At 56.6% G+C, this 18,464-nt stretch carries 15 protein-coding genes and 1 pseudogene; 2 read left to right on the forward strand and 14 right to left on the reverse strand.

Going from position 1 to position 18,464, the window contains the following annotated elements; genetic code table 11:
- Positions 1-173: 173 nt before the first annotated feature.
- Together EQV97_RS22070 and EQV97_RS22075 are read left to right on the forward strand one after the other, a co-directional pair.
- Positions 174-659: an iron-containing redox enzyme family protein gene (locus EQV97_RS22070; RefSeq protein WP_240889995.1), complete on the forward strand. Its 486-nt coding sequence runs from the start codon at positions 174-176 to the stop codon at positions 657-659.
- The gene (locus tag EQV97_RS22075; RefSeq protein WP_240889996.1) at positions 638-1,630 is read left to right on the forward strand and encodes a radical SAM protein; all 993 of its coding nucleotides are present in this window, start codon (positions 638-640) and stop codon (positions 1,628-1,630) included. Before EQV97_RS22070 ends, EQV97_RS22075 begins: the two co-directional genes overlap by 22 nt.
- A 290-nt stretch (positions 1,631-1,920) precedes the next feature.
- Here EQV97_RS22075 and EQV97_RS22080 read toward each other — a convergent pair whose 3' ends face one another.
- The 14 genes and pseudogenes from EQV97_RS22080 to EQV97_RS22145 all read right to left on the reverse strand — a co-directional run bounded on the left by EQV97_RS22080 (position 1,921) and on the right by EQV97_RS22145 (position 18,456).
- Positions 1,921-4,116 carry a hypothetical protein gene (locus EQV97_RS22080; protein WP_240889997.1) on the reverse strand — a complete coding sequence of 732 codons (2,196 nt, stop codon included), beginning with the start codon at positions 4,114-4,116 and terminating at the stop codon, positions 1,921-1,923.
- A gap of 358 nt (positions 4,117-4,474) precedes the next feature.
- A complete protein-coding gene (umuC, locus tag EQV97_RS22085) occupies positions 4,475-5,752 on the reverse strand; it encodes a translesion error-prone DNA polymerase V subunit UmuC (protein ID WP_240889998.1) in 1,278 nt (425 codons plus the stop codon).
- Positions 5,745-6,170: a S24 family peptidase gene (locus tag EQV97_RS22090; protein WP_240889999.1), complete on the reverse strand. Its 426-nt coding sequence runs from the start codon at positions 6,168-6,170 to the stop codon at positions 5,745-5,747. Before EQV97_RS22090 ends, umuC begins: the two co-directional genes overlap by 8 nt.
- A 133-nt stretch (positions 6,171-6,303) precedes the next feature.
- Positions 6,304-6,729, reverse strand: a complete 426-nt coding sequence (locus tag EQV97_RS22095; RefSeq protein ID WP_240890000.1) for a cell wall hydrolase — start codon at positions 6,727-6,729, stop codon at positions 6,304-6,306.
- A 58-nt stretch (positions 6,730-6,787) separates the two neighbouring features.
- A complete protein-coding gene (locus EQV97_RS22100) occupies positions 6,788-7,003 on the reverse strand; it encodes a hypothetical protein (protein WP_240890001.1) in 216 nt (71 codons plus the stop codon).
- 73 nt (positions 7,004-7,076) lie between these two features.
- Positions 7,077-7,406, reverse strand: coding sequence for a phage tail protein (locus EQV97_RS22105; protein ID WP_240890100.1), 330 nt, complete (start codon positions 7,404-7,406; stop codon positions 7,077-7,079).
- A 392-nt stretch (positions 7,407-7,798) separates the two neighbouring features.
- Positions 7,799-8,347: a hypothetical protein gene (locus EQV97_RS22110; protein WP_240890002.1), complete on the reverse strand. Its 549-nt coding sequence runs from the start codon at positions 8,345-8,347 to the stop codon at positions 7,799-7,801.
- A gap of 59 nt (positions 8,348-8,406) precedes the next feature.
- Positions 8,407-9,084 carry a hypothetical protein gene (locus tag EQV97_RS22115; RefSeq protein ID WP_240890003.1) on the reverse strand — a complete coding sequence of 226 codons (678 nt, stop codon included), beginning with the start codon at positions 9,082-9,084 and terminating at the stop codon, positions 8,407-8,409.
- Complete coding sequence (locus EQV97_RS22120; protein ID WP_240890101.1) at positions 9,084-9,395, reverse strand: hypothetical protein; 312 nt, start codon at positions 9,393-9,395, stop codon at positions 9,084-9,086. The genes EQV97_RS22115 and EQV97_RS22120 overlap by 1 nt, the downstream gene beginning before the upstream one ends.
- Positions 9,396-9,403: 8 nt before the next feature.
- Complete coding sequence (locus EQV97_RS29005) at positions 9,404-14,677, reverse strand: DUF1983 domain-containing protein (RefSeq protein WP_346769744.1); 5,274 nt, start codon at positions 14,675-14,677, stop codon at positions 9,404-9,406.
- A gap of 93 nt (positions 14,678-14,770) precedes the next feature.
- A pseudogene (locus EQV97_RS22130) lies at positions 14,771-16,870 on the reverse strand (fibronectin type III domain-containing protein); the annotation flags it as partial.
- Positions 16,870-17,268: a hypothetical protein gene (locus tag EQV97_RS22135; RefSeq protein WP_240890004.1), complete on the reverse strand. Its 399-nt coding sequence runs from the start codon at positions 17,266-17,268 to the stop codon at positions 16,870-16,872. The pseudogene EQV97_RS22130 and the gene EQV97_RS22135, both read right to left, overlap by 1 nt.
- Positions 17,269-17,272: 4 nt before the next feature.
- On the reverse strand, positions 17,273-17,872 hold the full coding sequence (locus EQV97_RS22140; RefSeq protein ID WP_240890005.1) for a hypothetical protein: 600 nt from the start codon (positions 17,870-17,872) through the stop codon (positions 17,273-17,275).
- Positions 17,872-18,456 carry a hypothetical protein gene (locus EQV97_RS22145; RefSeq protein ID WP_240890006.1) on the reverse strand — a complete coding sequence of 195 codons (585 nt, stop codon included), beginning with the start codon at positions 18,454-18,456 and terminating at the stop codon, positions 17,872-17,874. Before EQV97_RS22145 ends, EQV97_RS22140 begins: the two co-directional genes overlap by 1 nt.
- Positions 18,457-18,464: the final 8 nt, after the last annotated feature.

Below are 18,464 nucleotides of genomic sequence, written 5' to 3' on the forward strand. Positions count from 1 at the left end.
AAAAAAAAGAGAGTAATTGTATGGGCTCAAAAAATTTAAAAACACTATCGATGGCTACTGACAAACTAATCGGAAGTCCTTACGGAACTATATTGAACTCTATAAACCCAGAGACTCAATTTTTGAATTATCTAGCAGCTACGTGTCACATAATTAGATCTAGTGTGGACATCATGAAGGTCGCCATAACGAGCCCCGTAGAACCATATAACCCCAAGCTAACGCCGTACCTTGAGAAGCACATGGAGGAAGAGTCTAATCACTACGAGTGGGCTCTCGAGGATCTCAGATGCGCGACTGATAAGTCTGAAAGCTATTTAACCAATACGTTGTGCGCTGAGGTTTTAGCCGTCCCTGGAATCGCTTACTACCAAATTAGAAATATCACCCCATTTGCCGTAATAGGATATATGTTAGCACTCGAATCACACCCTCCAACAGTACAAGCCATATCGTACTTACAGGCAAAAACTTCTCTCGACGAGTCTGCTTTTAGAACGCTGGCGATTCATGCTGAAGCAGACGTTGGGCACGCTGCGGAAATTTACGAACTAATAGATAGTATAAAGCCAGACGATAGAGAATACTGCGCCATTAGATCCTCGCTTTTAATGACAAATATCGCCTATGGCGCGGCGTGCCGCGCCATACTGGGTTAATGCTTGTGAGCTTCAGGGAGAACTTTAGCGACCGCGGAGCGGTGATAGGTCTGTTTCTTTCAAATAAGTGCAATTTTATTTGTGCCCACTGCTGCACCGAAAGCTCGCCAAGCAAGAATGACATTCTACCGCTCGCTGTGTTGGAAGAGTTCCTAAATTCAGTTTCATCCTCGGATAACGTCAAAGCTTTTCATGCGAGTGGCGGCGAACCTTTTTTACACCCTAAACATCTTCAGAAAATATCTGACTACGCCCATGAACATGGAAAGCTATTTGGCGTCAACACAAACGGCTACTGGACAAATAGCAAACTGATAAAAAAAATGTTAGCCGGAAATGAACTTATCGGGCTCACACATTTGTTTATAAGCTACAGCAAATGGCATGAAAAATTTATTTCTATCGAACTGATAAATGAAGCTATTGACATTGGAATCTCATCACACAAAACAGTTGAGATAATGATAGTTTATGAAAGTGCTGACGAGCTGGAACGCTATCAGGCTGCATTAACATCAGGAAGAAAAAACTTAATAGTCATGAGTTCCCCGATCGATTACATAGGTCGCGCATCTCAACTGCAGCCCGCAGATCGGAGCGTCCAAAAAGATATGGCTTACTCCGCATGCAATGAAGCCAATCGACCTACCCTCCTGAGTAACGGGGATTTTATTGCGTGTTGCAATACAGTCTCATACAGCGCCGGAAATAATGGGCTGCAATTAGGTTCCGCAATGATCAAAAGCGGCGACCAACTATTGCGAGAATATACACAAAGCTTCCATTTCAAAGCTATCGCTCAACTGGGGCCCCAGCTAGTTTCAGCAATTCTAAAAAAAACCCCAGACAAACATGATAACGCATCTAGCGACAAATGTTTATCATGCGAAAAATTGTTGAACACTCATGAGGGCACTGATATTTCATCAGGATTGAGAGGAAGTGGCATAATAAAACTCATCAATTTGTGATGGAGAAAATTGACAATTGACAAGGGCACAAATCCGTATACCGAACCGCTTACAACGTGATGAATTGACTTTCAGTCTCCGGCCGATTTCTTCCTGGCGCAAAGGGCATCGATCAGCCAAAGGCGGCCCGAAAACCCCCTCTCGACTGCGTCTTAGCTCGTAGGACAATAACTAAATCAGGCGTTCTCCGAATACAGCAACACCGAACGCACGAATGATATAGTTAACGTTATATAACGCTGTAGCCGCAGAGGAGGCAGTGTCGTCACACACCACCCCCTATACTAAGATTAGCTTTGAATTGACTCGTCAATCGCATCAATACCCTGGCTAGCAATTGGCCCAATACTAGCTTTTGCTCGGTCCAGCCCATCCCTAACGTTTCTTCGAATTAAGCGTTCTGGTAAATCTTTAAACTGTTCTCTCAACGTACCAGCCTCCGCCATAAGCTCAGGAGTTAACTGAGAAGCGTTGCCAAGGATCATTAGCAAAGGAAGATGAGATTCATCAGTCTTATTAACCTTTCTCCTCAAGGGACCAATTGCAAGATAGTTTACGAGAAAATCCGCGCTCATAACTGGTGAGTCAGGCGGTACGTCATTCATCATAGAACGCAGTCGATGCTTCAAATCAAATGTTTGCCTATCAACAGTTAACCACCAAGCGCTGTAACCGAACGGGGACGCACGCTCCTGAGTCCTAAGTTGTACTACTCCCGCATAACATTCAATATCATGACTGACTAAACGAGATATGGCCATATCGTCCAAAGGAGCCCCGTACTTTTCCTGCCTTCTCTCATATCTTTCCAGCCAAATACTTTGTAGTGCACTTCTTAATTCGGCTGAAGCACGCATACATTCCTCCTCAAGACCAAGAGTCTCAATTCCAAATGTATCATGCAAATAATCAGATAAGTCCTGAATAGGTCTAGACTCTCCCCGGAAGTTGTTGAGCCAATCAGCAAAAGAGCCGGTAGAGCGACCACTTGCAACATAGCGCTCTAGCAAGTAAGGAATAGCGCCTTGCCACTGCGCATGTGGCCGACGAGCGCATATCAAGGATCTATTCATATGTCTTTCAACCTCCTCGATTACACCTGGAGTTACGAATAGTTTCAGCCCAACATCTAGCGCTGTATCTATCATCCTAGTAAACCTGCCCCTGCCGTCCTCGCTAGACAAAAGCGTATCTGAAATTAGAGGTAGAACTACGGTGGTATCGAGCCAAAGAGTGCCGTGCGAAAACATCTTTTCTACTGCCCGCTGCACGTCGGGCGTCTGCTGCAGAAACGCCATCAAAGTGTAAGAGTCAGCAAGGGAGCGCAAATAAGATTGAATTGGCAACGCTTCGCTTAGAAGCACTTCACGTATACCAAGTTGAATCACCGACAACCAATCAACCCCTGCCAGCTTTGGAAGGGTCGATTTAGCTATCTCAGAAATTATTGTATCTTTAAAATCTGCATCGGCCAGCGCAGCAAGCGCTCCTGATTGAACGGCCAATGCGAATGACTGGCTACGCTCAAATAGAACTGCATCCACGACAATCCTCAGCCTTTTAGATAACTCTACTTGGTGCTGGCCCGGTATGCCTCGGGCAGTAACTAGCAGCTTAGCGATTGAATCGACCGACTCCATAAGTTCGGTTTCCGCCAGAGCATTTGCAGCCCTAAACTCGTTAAACCGTACAACCTCATCGTGCGCAAGACAGTATTCATCGCCGGGCCATGCTTTAATTGCGCCTTTACCTAAACGTGTTATTGCAGTATCGACGTGAACACGGAGCTCTTCCGCCTTATGTCTTGGAAAGACCTTTTCGATCCGAGAATACAACTCTAATTTAGTTACACGACTATCCGAGTGCGTGTCGATAAGAGCGGAGCGTACCAAAGCCTCGAAGGCCAGCTTAGTCAACCCTTTTTCTCTGACATCATCCTGCCACTGCAGCCCCAAAAATGTGAGTGCTGCAATTGCCTCGGGGGAGTTTAGTTCAGCACTTACGTGCGGCGACGCATCATATGAAGCTAAATATGGATCTACTATTAAGCAAGCAAGCTCTTCGGCCGCGATTTGTCTCGACTGGGATTCATTTACTCGCTCGCCAAACCAACTTCTATCTCGAATATCCAGTGCTAGGCCGTACTTCGTGCGCAGAGTTTTTTTAAGATCATCCGCGTCCGCTCCAACTTGCTTGTTGGTTACATACATAAGAACCAATGCTTCGGGGAAAGTGTCCTTGAGGCGGCGAACGGTTGCATTGATCTTTGCACGCCAGTCTACTGAGACTGAATATTGTGCGAGCACTTTGGGATCGTCCATTGGAGCAAATAATTCAGAGTCTCTTCCTCCGTCCCCAGATGGGCTCGCCACCGTACGTAACTCATCAAATTCAGCAACTAAAAATACTGAGGCGAGACGTTCGAATGCGGCCCAATCCGAGGACTGAAGTCGGTCCAGCGCTAATTCAAACCGTTTAGATTTCACGCATACTCCTTGGCAACAAACAGCGCCAGCGTAGGTGGTAGAGAGGGTCTGAGAGTTCTGTCAATACGGACTCGCCAGATGCCGGCGGAGGACAAGACCCATAGCTCCGCAGCATCGCAATCAACTGGTTGAATGGCAAGTGGCCGTGCTAACTATGGGCTCACACCAGATCTATGCTGCAGTCCAAGAGAGACTCGCGAATGATCGGCCTGGGTGGAATAGGACCGGTCCATCGACACAGGGCTCCAATTGCGCTAAAAAAGTTTTTACATAGCCTCGGTCGAATGCGGACAGGTGGTCTGCCAGCTCATTCGAACTATCGCACCCCTTGCCGGGCGTTCTGCCGAAAGGCATCTCCTCAAACGCAAAATACCCTCCACAGCTGGTCCAGCTTGGTGGTGTAGCTCTGACTCATCATTTCCCGGCGCATGCCCCAGTCTGGATTGGTGGGTACACTGGCTGCGCGCAGTGTCCCCCTACCCCACCGCCCGTTTATCTCGTCCAGCACTGCCATCACTCTTGTTGCCTCAGCCGGCTGGGAAATGGCGAACAGATCATCGGTGTACTCGCCTGGCTGGCAAAGATTCAGTAACAGCACTTCGGCTTTGCTGTAATTGAAGCCCGGGCGAAACACTCTATCGAGGGCGTCGACGGCAGCCTTGGTCAGCAGGCGTACGTCATCCGTCGGATAGGGTAAATCCACTATCACGCCGTTCGCATATTTGGCCTCTTCAGGATTGAACATCCCGGTTCGAATGCTGACCCTGATTTTCTTGCACAGCGACTTCTGGGCTCGCAGCTTCTCAGATGCCCTCATCATGTAAGTGGCCACGGCCTCCTTGATGGGCGGTAATTCCTTCAACCGTTTTCCGAACATCCGACTGCAGCAGATCTCCTGCTTCGGCGGGTCTGGCTCATCCAGCTCCAAGCAAGCAGTACCAGCCAGCTCCCTGGCGGTTTTCTCGACCACTACACTGAAGTTTTTGCGTAAAGACCACGCATCAGCCTTTGCCAAGTCCATAGCGGTTTTGATGCCCAAGGCGTCCAAGTGCACTTTCATGCGCCTGCCTACACCCCAAACTTCGGCCACGTCCGTGTTGCGCAACACCCAGTCGCGTTTGACCTGGTCGCAAATATTCACGACACCGCCAGTCTGGGCCTGCAAACGTTTTGCTGTGTGATTGGCCAGCTTGGCCAGGGTCTTGGTAGGAGCGATGCCCACGCCGACGGGAATGCCGGTACATCGCAGTACCTGGCTGCGGATCTGGCGCCCGAGTGCATCCAGCCCTTCGATGCCGGTGAGATCGGCAAACGCCTCGTCGATGCTGTAAACCTCAACCGCAGGGACCATCGATTCAATCAACGTCATCACTCGCTCACTCATGTCTCCATAAAGCGCGTAGTTGGACGAGAACGCGACGATGCCGTGGTGCCGCAGCTTCTCTTTGATCTGGAAATACGGTTCACCCATCTTCACGAAAGGCTTGGCATCGTAGCTACGAGCAATCACGCAACCATCGTTGTTTGAAAGCACCACGATCGGAACTTTGGCGAGGTCCGGACGAAATACCCGTTCGCAGCTGGCATAGAAGCTGTTGCAATCGATCAACCCAAAAACCGGCGTTGGCTTAGACATGGCTGCGGACGCTGCAGGTGATCACGCCCCAGATAGAGAGCTCGTCACCCTCGAGTACATACCGCGGAGGGTATTTGGGGTTTTCAGACAACAGGATCACGTCCTTGCCCCTGATGCACAGACGCTTGCAGACCGGGTCATTGTTCAACAGTGCCACAACGATGTTGCCGTGGGCTGGTTCAAGCGAGCGATCCACTACCCCCAAATCGCCGTCGAAAATTCCAGCTCCCTGCATGCTGTCCCCGGTAATCGATACCAGGTAGACGTGTGGTGCACGGATGTTCATCACCTCATCCAGCGATATGTGCGCCTCGATGTGATCAGCCGCCGGCGAAGGAAAGCCCGCCGGGACATGGAACAGGCAAAGTGGCAATTTCCTGCCGCCAACGGCAATGGGGCCTAGAATTGAAAAGCTCATGACGCACGATTCCGATACTGTACAGATATACAGTTAACTTGATTCATGTGCAGCGGTCAATTTCAGGTGCCGAGCGGGCAAAGGGATTCACCGGTATGTGTCCCTACCCATGCCGCCTTCAATGCCCCGGGTGTCACGGTACGTCCTTGAAGAATACGTGGTGCCCCACCTTCAAAGTCTGCTTGGCGCCTTTCGCCCAGGATGGGGGCTTCGGCATGGTCGTCGCGTAGTAGTGAGTCGCGCCGCCGGTGGGGTCTGGCACCTTGCCCGCGATCACCTGGTCAGCAGCGATCCTTGCCTGAGCCAACTCGCGGAACGGGATCGGCTTCGCGCTGCTCAGGTACGCATAATTGGGGTCGTTTTTGTTCCAGCAGCTGAACTGGTACGGTTTCTGGCACACCCCAGCGTAGCCCTCCCCCCACCACGACTTGGCTTTGCCATCGTTGACGCGGTTGCGGATGGTCCAGGCCACAGCGATCTGGCCGGCGAGACTTTCGCCGCGTGCCTCGCCCCACAGTGTTCGAGCCAGGATGTCGCGATCGTTCTCAGTTGCAGTCATAACTTTCCTCCAGACGAAAAAAAGCCCGCACGGGGCGGGCGTGAATCACGTGCTTCTGTCAGCTGGCAGGCGAATCCGGAACGATCTGCACCGGCTTCGAAGTGACGGTTACCTTCGCGGTGTAGGTGTTGATCAGTTGAGCCGTGCGAACGACTGCCTGAGGTTGCGTTGTCACAATTTCCCGCGCATGGGCGTCGGCCTCTTCGGCGGTCGCGAATTCCATCTGGTGAATTGGATCGTAGTTATTGCTGGTGTTGATGACGATAAAGGACATGGTGAATCTCCGGTTTCAAAATTTAGGCAAAAATAAACCCGCTCGATGGCGGGTGATGGGTATTGCAGGGGTGTTACTGGGTTTCGGAAGCCATGGCCTCGGGATCTGCCGGGATGTCAGGCATGGCGGGCTCAAGCGGCCAGACAGGTGAAGCAGGCCAAGTGGCCTGGATGGTGACCTTGCCCAGGGCGAACTTGTAGCCCTTCCACGCTTTGAGGCTGAGCTGCAGCAGTGCTTGTTCGGCTTCGTCCTCTTCGCTCGCCTCGCCGGCTTCGATGCCGTAGCTAAGGGTTTCGATACGGTCATTGATTCGCGTTATGCGTAACGCAGCGTCGGTATTACGCTGCACCAAGGATTCCTTGGCGGCGAGCAGCACTGCAGCACTGGCGGCCGCCTCTTTCATGGCCTTGGTTACAACCTGAGACCAGTCAATCACGCCTAACCGCGCGGGATGGACGGGGTTAAACTTAACCAGCTCTTCGTAAACACCATTTTCATCTGGCAGGGGTCGAGGGAATACCACTTGGCCGTCCGGGACATTTACCAGCGGGACTGGAAAGGCCTGAGCTGGACTGTAGTTCACCGGGTTCGGTAACAGCAGTGTCAGTTCCAGTTCTCCCGCGCGGCGCTCCACGTTACCGAAAAACCAGTTGGACCCTATGGCATTACTCGGCAGAGTGTCGCCCTCGCCCAACTTAGAAAAATCAAACTCTTCATAGTTCAGGTTCAGCTTATTCCCGGTTTTAAAAGCCACCAGAGTGTCATCACGCCGCTGAGGCGAAAGATTGATAATCATCAGTTCCACTTCCCAATTGCGACATAAACTACTACGTTAGAAACTCGCGTATTCGGTGAATAAAAGTTGAATTGCGTGCTGCCACACCAATATGTGGGCGAACCTTCATACCCGGTCGATGGGATGACTGATACCGCACAACCGTTACTACCGTCAACGAATGGCATGGGTAAGTTGACAGTCTTCAAAACGCCTCCCGAATATCCCGTAAACTCACCCCGGCAAATCATCAAACCGTTCGCGAATTTGAAGTAGGTGCCATTGGCATTTGCTCCGACTTCCATGATGTCGCCAGCCGCCATGGTGCCCACAATGTTAACCAAAGCGCCCGTTTTCAAACCCAAGTTGGCGCGCGCACCGGCTACCGTGGTCGACCCCGTACCGCCATCGATCACAGGAAGCGCGGCGGGCAGCGCCCCGGAGGCTGGCGCGCCCAACGCGGCATACAGTTCGTCGATGTTGGCCTGTACTTTAGTGAAGGCACTTCGCGGCGTATCACCACCGGCTCCGTTCGGCGTTGCACCTAGGTTGACTGTTTGTTTAGCCATTATGACTTCCTGAATTTTCTAGAAACATACGCGCGCTCCAGAGACTGAAGTCTTTTGGATTACGCGTTAATTTTGGCGAATACTGCAGGCAGGAAAAACGCGTATGGGTTGTTGAATCCAGCGGTCACCGCATACAGCACACCGGCATTAAAATCCCAAAGCGTTTTCAGAAGTCGGCCAGAGGGCGACCCGGTCACCATGTACATGCCGAAGTTGTTAATCAGCAGATATTCGTTCTCTGGAAAGTTGAACGGAACCGTATAGAAGTTACTGAAGCTCCCAGTCGGCGATGTTTCCGAACGAACGTAGGTCCAGTTTTGAAACGCCCGGGTGAACAGCACGCATGGCGTGCCCGAATCGAACAACAACTTGCTCGAGCCATCCCACAGCCGAAGCCCAAACTGCGCCACCGGTTGTGCGCCAAATGAAGCAGCGAAGTATCGGCCGTTGGGCTGGTTGGTGTTGACGTCATACGCCCGGACGTAAAAACCGGTCCAGTTGCCCGCCGATCCGATCACCTGCATGGCCGTCAGCCCGGCGATACCCCCACTGTCTGGCCGACAGAAAACCAGGGGTGGCTCGACACTCGTGATCACCCTGGGAAAATAAGTGGTCGACCCCAGCCCAGACTCTTGCGTCGGCGCATAGCGGCCGCTGCAGATGAAGTTAAGCCGGGCGTATTCGGAATCGATGACCACCTTGTTGCTGTTATTGGTGAAGCTGAGTCCGAAGCTCATCAGGCAAACCTTATAACCATCAATCGCATGGTTCCACTGGTGGACAGACTGGCTGCGTAAGTGCGCGTGTAGTTGTAGACACGCGCAACCCCAGACAGCATTTCAGTTTCAAATTGATAGGAAGTCGCTTCGTTATATGGCCCCACCGGAATAACGATTGCGACCGAGTTGGAAGCATCACTGCCAGGCACAGAGAAGTCTTGATTGGCTTTATTGTTGGTCGAGAAGGTGACGACCGCAGACATCACCACACGCATCGTGAACGAGTTTTCATCCATCTGGAGCGCCCCATCGGCGCCCCACATCCTCATGCCAAAACTCATGCGGCAAGATCTCCCAGTTGCACGCGCAGGATGCCGTTGGCATCCCAGACCTTCACCGCCCGATTGGTAACCTGCACCCTGCCCTGGCCGGCGACCGTCGAGTTCAGCTCCATGCCACCCGACTTGCTCAGCTTCCAACCGGTGCTATTAGCCACATAGTTGTCCGACTGGATGTTGTCGGCGATCTTGCCGAACGACAATGAGAGGTCTTGGATAAACGCAGACCGGATAAATACCTGGCCGCCCGTTACTGCAAAAGGCGATGACAGCGTGCCATTGATCCCGTTTACGACCGCGAATGTGTCAGCACTCACAAGGAAAGAACTTTGCAAGCCCGCCGGACCGTTCTCGATACCCAGACCCACGCCGGCCGCCACATACTGCCCCTGTGCGTTTACCTGCAGCTTGACCGCCCACATGGCCGACGCTTTGCCATCCGCCGTAATCTGCGCCTGGCTAACCTGCTGAACGACTGCACTGACCTGCTGCACAGCGGCGCTGTTCTGCTGGCCAAGGTTCACGCCTTGTTGCCCTAAGTTCACGCCTTGTTGGCCCAGGTTCACGCCTTGTTGGCCTAAATCCACGGCAATATTGGCGGTCGCCTCGACAGTGTCGGTACGTTTGGCAGAGAGAATGCCTTCCTCGATTCGCGCGGATTGCTCGGTCCATACCCCCACAAAACTGGTCGTTGCCCCTGCAAAGCCAGCCGAATCGCCTGCCATGTCCGGGTTCACCTGCACATAGATCCCGTCCAACTTGGTAGCCTGGGCCGTGATCTGTTGTTCGGTGCTGGTCACGCGCGTGGTCAAGCTGCTGACCGCCGAGGCGTCTGCCTTGGTGTTGGCCACTGACAAGGCGCTGGCCGCTGCTGCAGCTGCGTCGGCGGCCACCTTGTCCGTCACCGCCGCCCAGGCCGAACCCGTCCAGCGTTTGGGCGTGTTTGCGCCACCAGTGATGTCGATCCACAGGTTTTGCGTCAGTTGATCCGCTGCCGCCGGTGCGCCGGTTTGCACGATCACCTTGCCCTTGCCACCGGCCAGGGTGTTCGCCGCGTTTGCCGCGTTTTGCGCAGCAGTCACGTTGCCGTTGGTAGTCGTCAGGCTATTGCTCAGCGACGTCAGGCTGGTGCCCTGACTGGTCAGGGTGGCGCCTTGCTGAGTGACCTTCGAATCAATCGACGACAGCGCCGCGCTGCTGGCCCCCGGACCTGCTCGACCGACAACCACCCAGTCGACTGCGAACACGTCTGCCGCAGATCCGCCGCCAATGTCGAGGCGGATCTGCGAGATAGTGGAGTTGACCCAATCCGAGCCGCCCACGGAGAGCGCCGCCATGTCCCATTCCAGCACCGCGCTTTGCCCATTGGCCAACATTGGGTTTGCCAAGGTTTTGTAGTAACCCGACCCCACAGCGTGCGATGGCGTGGCATAAAACACCTTGCCATCCCAACCCGCACCGGCGATTCGCGTGATCCGCGCCCGAACCTTGGTATACAGCGAGCCGCTGATCCCCAACCCGGATGGGCTGGAGAACGTTGGGTCAGTACCTGTTGAGCTGATCGTTACCTGGCCATCCGCCCAGGCAACAGTGGACCCTCCATTAGTCCAACCCTCCACACCGGTATCGAACTGCCAAAGCGCATTGGGTGCTGGGTCCAAGCCCAGCCCCGCTACATCACCTTGCAACGACGACAGGCTGTTGTTGAGCTGCGTCAGGCTGTCACTTTGGGAAGTGATTGTGCCTTCGGCGTTGGTCACCCGTGAATTCAAGGCCGTGACCGCTGCTGCGTCGGCTTTGGTGTTAGCCACCGAAAGGGCGTTGGCTGCCGCCGTCGCCGCATCGGTTGCCACCTTGTCCGTCACCGCCGCCCAGGCCGAACCCGTCCAACGCTTCGGCGTGTTCGCCCCGCCGGTGATGTCGATCCACAGGTTTTGCACCTGCTGATCGGCCGCCGCCGGTGCGCCGGTTTGCACGATCACCTTGCCCTTGCCGCCGGCCAGGGTGTTCGCCGCGTTCGCCGCAGTCTGCGCCGCCGTCACGTTGGTGTTGGTGGTGGTCAGGCTGTTGTTCAGCCCGGTGATCGAGGTGCCCTGGCTGCTGATCGTCCCTTCCGCCGAGGTCACCCGGCTGGTCAGGCTGGTCAGCGCCGCAGCGTCGGCCTTGGTGTTGGCCACCGACAGGGCGTTGGCTGCCGCCGTTGCCGCATCCGTTGCCACCTTGTCCGTCACCGCCGCCCAGGCCGAACCCGTCCAGCGTTTGGGCGTGTTCGCGCCGCCGGTGATGTCGATCCACAGGTTTTGCACCTGCTGATCGGCCACCGCCGGCGCACCGGTCTGCACGATCACCTTGCCTTTGCCACCGGCCAGGGTGTTCGCCGCGTTCGCTGCAGTTTGCGCCGCCGTCACGTTGGTGTTGGTGGTCGTCAGGCTGTTGTTCAGCCCAGTGATCGAGGTGCCCTGACTGGTCAGCGTCGCGCCTTGCTGGGTCACCGTGGAATCCAGCGAAGCCACTGCAGCCGAAGTTGCATCGATCTGCACCTGATCGGTCACGTCGTCGATGGTGAAATAGTCCAGCGCGACCACGCCACCCAAGTTGTTGTATCCCGCAATCAACATCGGCGAGATGTAACGCGCCCCTGCCTTGAGGGGTTTAGGACTGGCGATGGTGCCCAGTCCCGAACCTCCCGTGCCCGTGGTGTGCCCCTTCACATACGTGACCAGCTCGGTCCATTCCCCCACGACCAGGGTTTTTGAGTTCGCCAGCAGGTAATGCGACGAACTTGAGGAGTTCGCCCCGCTGGTGTTCACCCGGGTCACACCGTCATCGGCGAAACAATCGAGGCCCGCGAAAAACTGCGGCGGCGTACCGGCCCGCACAGACACTTGCTGCACCCGTACCGAAAGCTTGTACAGCCGAGTCGGATCGAACCGGATCTTTTTGTTGGTGGCCCCCCACCAGTTCGAGGCCCCTGGAATGTCGATTGTGAGCGTGGCGCCGCTGACGTTACCTTCCACGTTCGACAACGACTCAACGCCAAATGTTGAAGCCAGAGTCTTCGCCCAGGTATCCACGGCCAGACCGTTGAACAAGCTCTGATAGACACTCGTCGGCGAGTTATCACCGAAGCGCGTCAGGCTGTTGTTGAGCTGCGTTAGGCTGTCACTTTGCGAAGTGATCGCGCCTTCGGTGCTGGTCACTCGCGAGTTCAACGCCGTCAACGCAGCCGCGTCTGCCTTGGTGTTGGCCACCGACAGGGCATTGGCTGCCGCCGCTGCCGCATCGGTTGCCACCTTGTCCGTCACCGCCGCCCAGGCCGAGCCCGTCCAGCGTTTTGGCGTGTTCGCGCCGCCGGTGATGTCGATCCACAGGTTTTGCGCCAGTTGATCCGCCACCGCCGGCGCAGCGGTCTGTACGATCACCTTGCCCTTGCCGCCGGCCAGGGTGTTCGCCGCGTTCGCCGCGTTTTGCGCAGCAGTCACGTTGCCGTTGGTGGTGGTCAGGCTGTTGTTCAGCCCGGTGATCGAGGTGCCCTGGCTGCTGATCGTCCCTTCCGCCGAGGTAACCCGGGTCGTCAGGCTGGTCAGTGCCGCCGCGTCGGCCTTGGTGTTGGCCACCGACAGGGCGTTGGCTGCCGCCGCTGCCGCATCGGTTGCCACCTTGTCCGTCACTGCGACCCACGCCGAGCCATTCCAGCGTTTGGGCGTGTTGGCACTGCCGGTGATGTCGATCCACAGGTTTTGCGCCAGTTGATCGGCCACCGCCGGCGCAGCAGTCTGCACGATCACCTTGCCCTTGCCGCCGGCCAGGGTGTTCGCCGCGTTCGCTGCGTTTTGCGCAGCGGTCACGTTGCCGTTGGTGGTCGTCAGGCTGTTGTTCAGCCCGGTGATAGAGGTGCCCTGGCTGCTGATCGTCCCTTCTGCAGACTCCACCCGAGTAGTCAGGCTGGTCAGCGCGGCCGCGTCGGCCTTGGTGTTGGCCACCGACAGGGCATTGGCTGCCGCTGCTGCCGCGTCGGTTGCCACCTTGTCTGTTACTATGGCCCAGGCACCACCCGTCCAACGCTTCGGCGTGTTCGCACCGCCGGTGATGTCGATCCACAGGTTTTGCACCTGCTGATCGGCCGCCGCCGGCGCGCCGGTCTGCACGATCACCTTGCCCTTGCCGCCGGCCAGGGTGTTCGCCGCGTTCGCTGCAGTCTGCGCAGCGGTCACGTTGGTGTTGGTAGTCGTCAGGCTGTTGTTCAGCCCAGTGATCGAGGTGCCTTGGCTGCTTATCGTCCCTTCCGCCGAGGTAACCCGGGTGGTCAGGCGGGTCAGCGCCGCCGCGTCGGCCTTGGTATTGGCCACCGACAGAGCGTTGGCCGCAGCCGCTGCCGCATCGGTTGCCACCTTGTCCGTCACCGCCGCCCAGGCCGATCCCGTCCAGCGTTTGGGCGTGTTCGCGCCGCCGGTGATGTCGATCCACAAGTTTTGCGCCAGTTGATCCGCCACCGCCGGCGCAGCGGACTGCACGATCACCTTGCCTTTGCCGCCGGCCAGGGTGTTCGCCGCGTTCGCTGCCGTTTGCGCGGCGGTCACGTTGCCGTTGGTGGTCGTCAGGCTGTTGTTCAGCCCGGTGATCGCTGTGCCCTGGCTGCTGATCGTCCCTTCTGTAGATTCCACGCGAGTGGTCAGGCTGGTCAAAGCCGCCGCGTCTGCCTTGGTGTTGGCCACCGACAGGGCATTGGCTGCCGCCGCTGCCGCATCAGTTGCCACCTTGTCCGTCACCGCTGCCCAGGCCGCACCCGTCCAGCGCTTAGGCGTGTTCGCGCCGCCGGTGATGTCGATCCACAGGTTCTGCGCCAGTTGATCGGCTGCCGCCGGTGCGCCGGTCTGCACGATCACCTTGCCTTTGCCACCGGCCAGGGTGTTCGCCGCGTTCGCTGCAGACTGCGCGGCGGTAACGTTGCCGTTGGTGGTCGTCAGGCTGTTGTTCAGCCCGGTGATCGCCGTGCCCTGGCTGGTGTTGACCCCTTCGATGTTGGTGATTTTGCTTTCAGCGGTGCTGACACGTGTGGCCAGACCGTTGGAATCCGTCACGACCTGGCCGACATCCAGCCAATAGGTGGCGTTGGGTGGCGACTTAGCCCCGGTCGCATCCGCCGGTACCGCGATCTTGGCCTGATACAGACGATCGTTCAGACGTGTGGATGCGCCGACGCCATAGGCCTTGTCCTTTTGATACTCGCCCGATTTGGCGATGGTGCTGACCTGGTTGAGCTGCAGCTGCATCGCCGCTTGAGCTTCGGTCAGCGTCTCCTGTGCCTCGGTGAAGTTCGCCTGAGCTTCGGCGAGTGCTTGCTGGCCTTCGTTAACGCGTTCCTGAAGATGATCAGTCACTTCACCGATTTGCTGGTCAAGCTCTACCAGGCGATTGTTCACAGAACCTGGCAATGCCGGCGGACCATCGATCAGCTCGATTCGATCCAACAGCTCTTGGCCCAACTGACTCTCGGTGAGCTTTCCATCCAGCGCATCGAGGTAGGCCCCGACATCGTTTGAAGTCGAAGCCGGCACGTACAGAAAAGCACTTTTGCCGTAGGCGTTCGAGGACCGGACGAAGTAGTAATAGTTGGTGAAAAACCCAAGGCCGGTGTGAGTGAACGACAGGCCCTGTCCCACATACACCGCATCCTTCGGATCGGACTGAGGGACTGTGCTGAAGAAATACTCGTACGTCCCACCGTTCAGACCGCGCAGGGTGTTGGACGGAATCAGGGTGATCGAGTCGATGGACGACTGCACCACACAGGCCTCCGGAATGGGAGGCCCATTCACATTGACGGCGAGCGTAGTTTCGCCCGATCGTGCCATAGGCCCCACTGCTGCCACACTCATCGTGTAGTTGCCGGACACCAAACCGTTGATCGTGCACGTCGTGGAGGTGGCCGGCACATTGTGCGACTGAATCGCCGTTCCGCCCTGGCGAACGATGACCACGTATTCCTTCACGATACCGGCCGGCGGCAGCCATGACAGAACGCCCTGCGTTACCTCGCCCGATCCCAACGGCGCCCATTTGAGGTTGGTCGGCGAGCCAAGGCCACCGGCGGGCAGGTTGATAAAGCCGATCGGGTTGTAGGGCTTCCCAACCGCGTCGCTGAAAATAGGCTGCTCGTATTGGGCCACCGAGACACTGCAGCCCTCTTTGTCGCCCATCGACCAGTTGGTGACGATGAACTCGCCCAAGATATTCAGCGACGGCAAATTCACCCGGATCACGCGCCCGGGCCGGCAGTTGTAGCCGGAGAGGTTCATGGGAATGTTGATGGTCCCGCCGGCGCGCCGGCGCCGAAGCTCGATGTTCGCGAGGCGCTGGCACTGATAGGGGTCGGTGACGTAGGAAAAAGTCAGCGTCTCTGCGGCTTCGCCGCCATCCTCAATGACCCATTGATCGACTCGCACCTCCGGATAGTCAGTTTCAGTCCACGATTGCGAAGGATCAACGAAGGTACCGCGCACGACATTGATCGCTGCATCATTGGCTGGCTCGGTGCTGCCAGTGATCGTGCCCACCACCATGTCTTCGGTGATTTCAAAATCGTGCGGGCCGTAATAGGCACCTGCTTGGAGCATCCAGCGCCCGCCCACGCGAATGAGTTTGCCGGCACACGCCGCTTCCAGCTTCTGCAGTACGCCGGTGCGCTGCTCGTCTGCGCCAATGACGCAGGCGGTCCGGTAACGCTGACTGACCGAGCCGTCGGCATTGGTGACGGTTTCATCGCACACGTTGGCCGCACTGGCGAAGGTCGAAAACACAATCTCGTCATCCGGAACGCCGCAGCGTGCGCGCAGGTACCACAGAATGTGCAGTGCGGTGTTCGCGCTGTAGCCCGTGGCGCCGGTGCGCGGGTCAAAAATATCCTTGCGCCCTTTCACCACAAACCGCGCATCCGGAATGCCGGAGGGGAATTTTTCAGCGCTGTAACGCAGCGAAACGCGCACGAACGAAAGGCCACGGCCGATCTGACTGTCCTTCCAGCCTGGGCAGTTGGTTTTGAGGAACGCGTTCACCTGGGTGGGATTGACGATCAGCTCATAGCTGGCATATGCGCCGAACGAACCGATTTCCTCTTCGCCCAGATAAATGTTCTCCAGCGAGTCGATATCCCCTTCGCTCAGCACGTAGACCATGTGCAGCCATTCGCCATCCGCCTGGTTGCCGGATTGTTCCTGGGCCCACACGAGCACGCCACCCGTGGCAACACGGCCGAGGATAAAACGCACTGGTGCCTTTGAGGATCGGACGGTTTGCGCCGAAGGCTCGTTATCGCGCAAAGGCGACTTGGTGCTGAGCTTCTCCTGTTGCTCAGCCGCATAGAACGCCAGCCCCGCACCGATTGCGGCGCCCCAAGGGCCACCCTGGGCGAACCCTACAACCGCCCCCACCACGACCTGCGCAAGTTTTTTTACGCCCGCACTCATTATTCAACCCTCCATGCCGCCAACGGCTCACACTCAACCCGGGTAACGCCTTCATCGGTCGTGGACCAGAAGTCGCCCGCCCAGAAAACCGCCATGCTTCGCCCGTTCGGGGCGTCGTACAGCACCACGTCGCCACGCTGAACGAAGGCCAAAGACACCCGCTGAAAGCATGCGTCCCAAGCCGCCTCAAGGCTGCCGTGCTGCTTTTTCAGCTGCCGCTTGGCGCCCGCCTCCGATGTGTATTTGCCGCGATACTGCGCAGCTGGATCGACACCACAAACGGCGGCCGAGCAATCAGCGGCGAACAGGCAGCAGTCAAATTCGCCCCAAGAAAAAGGCCGCCCTTGGGCAGCCTTGATCACGTCATGCAGACGCGTGGTCCAGTCCTGATAGCGCATGGCTTTACTCGTAGGTGAATACTGGTGCGTCCTTGGTGGAACCCCAGTAAATGGGCCACTCGGACATTTGGGCGATGGCATAGAAGAAGCGATCGCCTTCATGGCGAGCACGGTGGTTTTCATCGGTGAAACGTTCGGTACCGGTGCGGTTCCACTCGGCCATGCGATCAATCACCGGAACGGTGATGCTGTTGCCTTCCTGGCCATTGCCGGCAAATGAGAACTTGGCGGCATCCATGCGACCCGAGAAGAGGATGTCAGCGGCATAGGTGCCGTTCTCGTCGAACACCACGAACATCACTTTCGCCAGGCGCCCACGACAGCCGCGCACATTGGTTTCGGACAGGATGTAGGCATCGAGGCCGCTCAGGGTCAGCTCGACCGACATGGGAGAGTTGGAGTTATCGCTTTCCTGCGACTGGCTCACCTCGCCAAAGGTGCCGACACCCTCGTAGGTGATGCCGTCGATTACCAGCTGGCCGGTACCGGTGTGCGCGAACACCATGCCGTCGGCAAAATCCAGCTGCACGGCATAGACCGGCATGAACTTGCCGGTGGCGATGATGTTCACCACGCTTTGGCTGAAAGGGAACGAAGACGGCATCAGAAGGCCTCCCTGAATTGAAAGCTGCCATTGGCCACGACGGGCTGCACCGTCAGCTGGTTGGTGTCGTCGACACGGCGCATTTCCGAATACGGATTTTTGTACTCCACGACGGCGCCGGCGGGCAGCGACCGCCGGATCCGCTTGTTGAGAAACACCTGGACCCGTCCCTGCGCCGTCGAAACGGCGTCCTCAACCACCTCAAACATTTCACCCGCGATCGTGATGTAGTCGCCGTAGGCAAAGACTTTTTTGCTGGGCGTCACGCCGCCGATGGTCAGGTTGGTGGCCTGGGCATTACCCGTCACGATGACCGGGGCGCCGATGTTGTCGGTTCTGATCCTGGTGAATACAGGGATATTCACGGTGCCAAACATGCCATGCAGCCTGCCCAGCAACGCTGTCAGCTCGCGCTCATCCTCGTCGAATAGATCGTCGAAGTTGAGCGTGCACAGCCAATACGCACCGGGGTAGCCCATGATTTGTTGTGCATTGGAAAGCGTCGACGTGAATGCCCGGTTGTTGTAGACCATGCCCCAGGTCATTTGCGACGGCCACAGCGAAGCCGGCCAAACGATAGCCATAAAACTCC

The sequence above is a fragment of the Pseudomonas sp. TMW22090 genome (genome assembly GCF_022496665.1).
Taxonomy (GTDB): Bacteria; Pseudomonadota; Gammaproteobacteria; order Pseudomonadales; family Pseudomonadaceae; genus Aquipseudomonas; species Aquipseudomonas gregormendelii.

Bases quoted from the DNA above. Each gene is read 5' to 3' on its own strand.
- EQV97_RS22110 (WP_240890002.1), bottom strand. From the start codon at position 8,347: ATGGCTAAACAAACAGTCAACCTAGGTGCAACGCCGAACGGAGCCGGT.
- EQV97_RS22095 (WP_240890000.1), bottom strand. From the start codon at position 6,729: ATGACTGCAACTGAGAACGATCGCGACATCCTGGCTCGAACACTGTGG.
- EQV97_RS22135 (WP_240890004.1), bottom strand. From the start codon at position 17,268: ATGCGCTATCAGGACTGGACCACGCGTCTGCATGACGTGATCAAGGCT.
- EQV97_RS22115 (WP_240890003.1), bottom strand. From the start codon at position 9,084: ATGAGCTTCGGACTCAGCTTCACCAATAACAGCAACAAGGTGGTCATC.
- EQV97_RS22140 (WP_240890005.1), bottom strand. From the start codon at position 17,872: ATGCCGTCTTCGTTCCCTTTCAGCCAAAGCGTGGTGAACATCATCGCC.
- EQV97_RS22145 (WP_240890006.1), bottom strand. From the start codon at position 18,456: ATGGCTATCGTTTGGCCGGCTTCGCTGTGGCCGTCGCAAATGACCTGG.
- EQV97_RS22105 (WP_240890100.1), bottom strand. From the start codon at position 7,406: ATGAAAGAGGCGGCCGCCAGTGCTGCAGTGCTGCTCGCCGCCAAGGAA.
- EQV97_RS22120 (WP_240890101.1), bottom strand. From the start codon at position 9,395: ATGAGGATGTGGGGCGCCGATGGGGCGCTCCAGATGGATGAAAACTCG.
- EQV97_RS22070 (WP_240889995.1), top strand. From the start codon at position 174: ATGAAGGTCGCCATAACGAGCCCCGTAGAACCATATAACCCCAAGCTA.
- EQV97_RS29005 (WP_346769744.1), bottom strand. From the start codon at position 14,677: ATGCAGCTGCAGCTCAACCAGGTCAGCACCATCGCCAAATCGGGCGAG.
- EQV97_RS22090 (WP_240889999.1), bottom strand. From the start codon at position 6,170: ATGAGCTTTTCAATTCTAGGCCCCATTGCCGTTGGCGGCAGGAAATTG.
- EQV97_RS22100 (WP_240890001.1), bottom strand. From the start codon at position 7,003: ATGTCCTTTATCGTCATCAACACCAGCAATAACTACGATCCAATTCAC.
- umuC (WP_240889998.1), bottom strand. From the start codon at position 5,752: ATGTCTAAGCCAACGCCGGTTTTTGGGTTGATCGATTGCAACAGCTTC.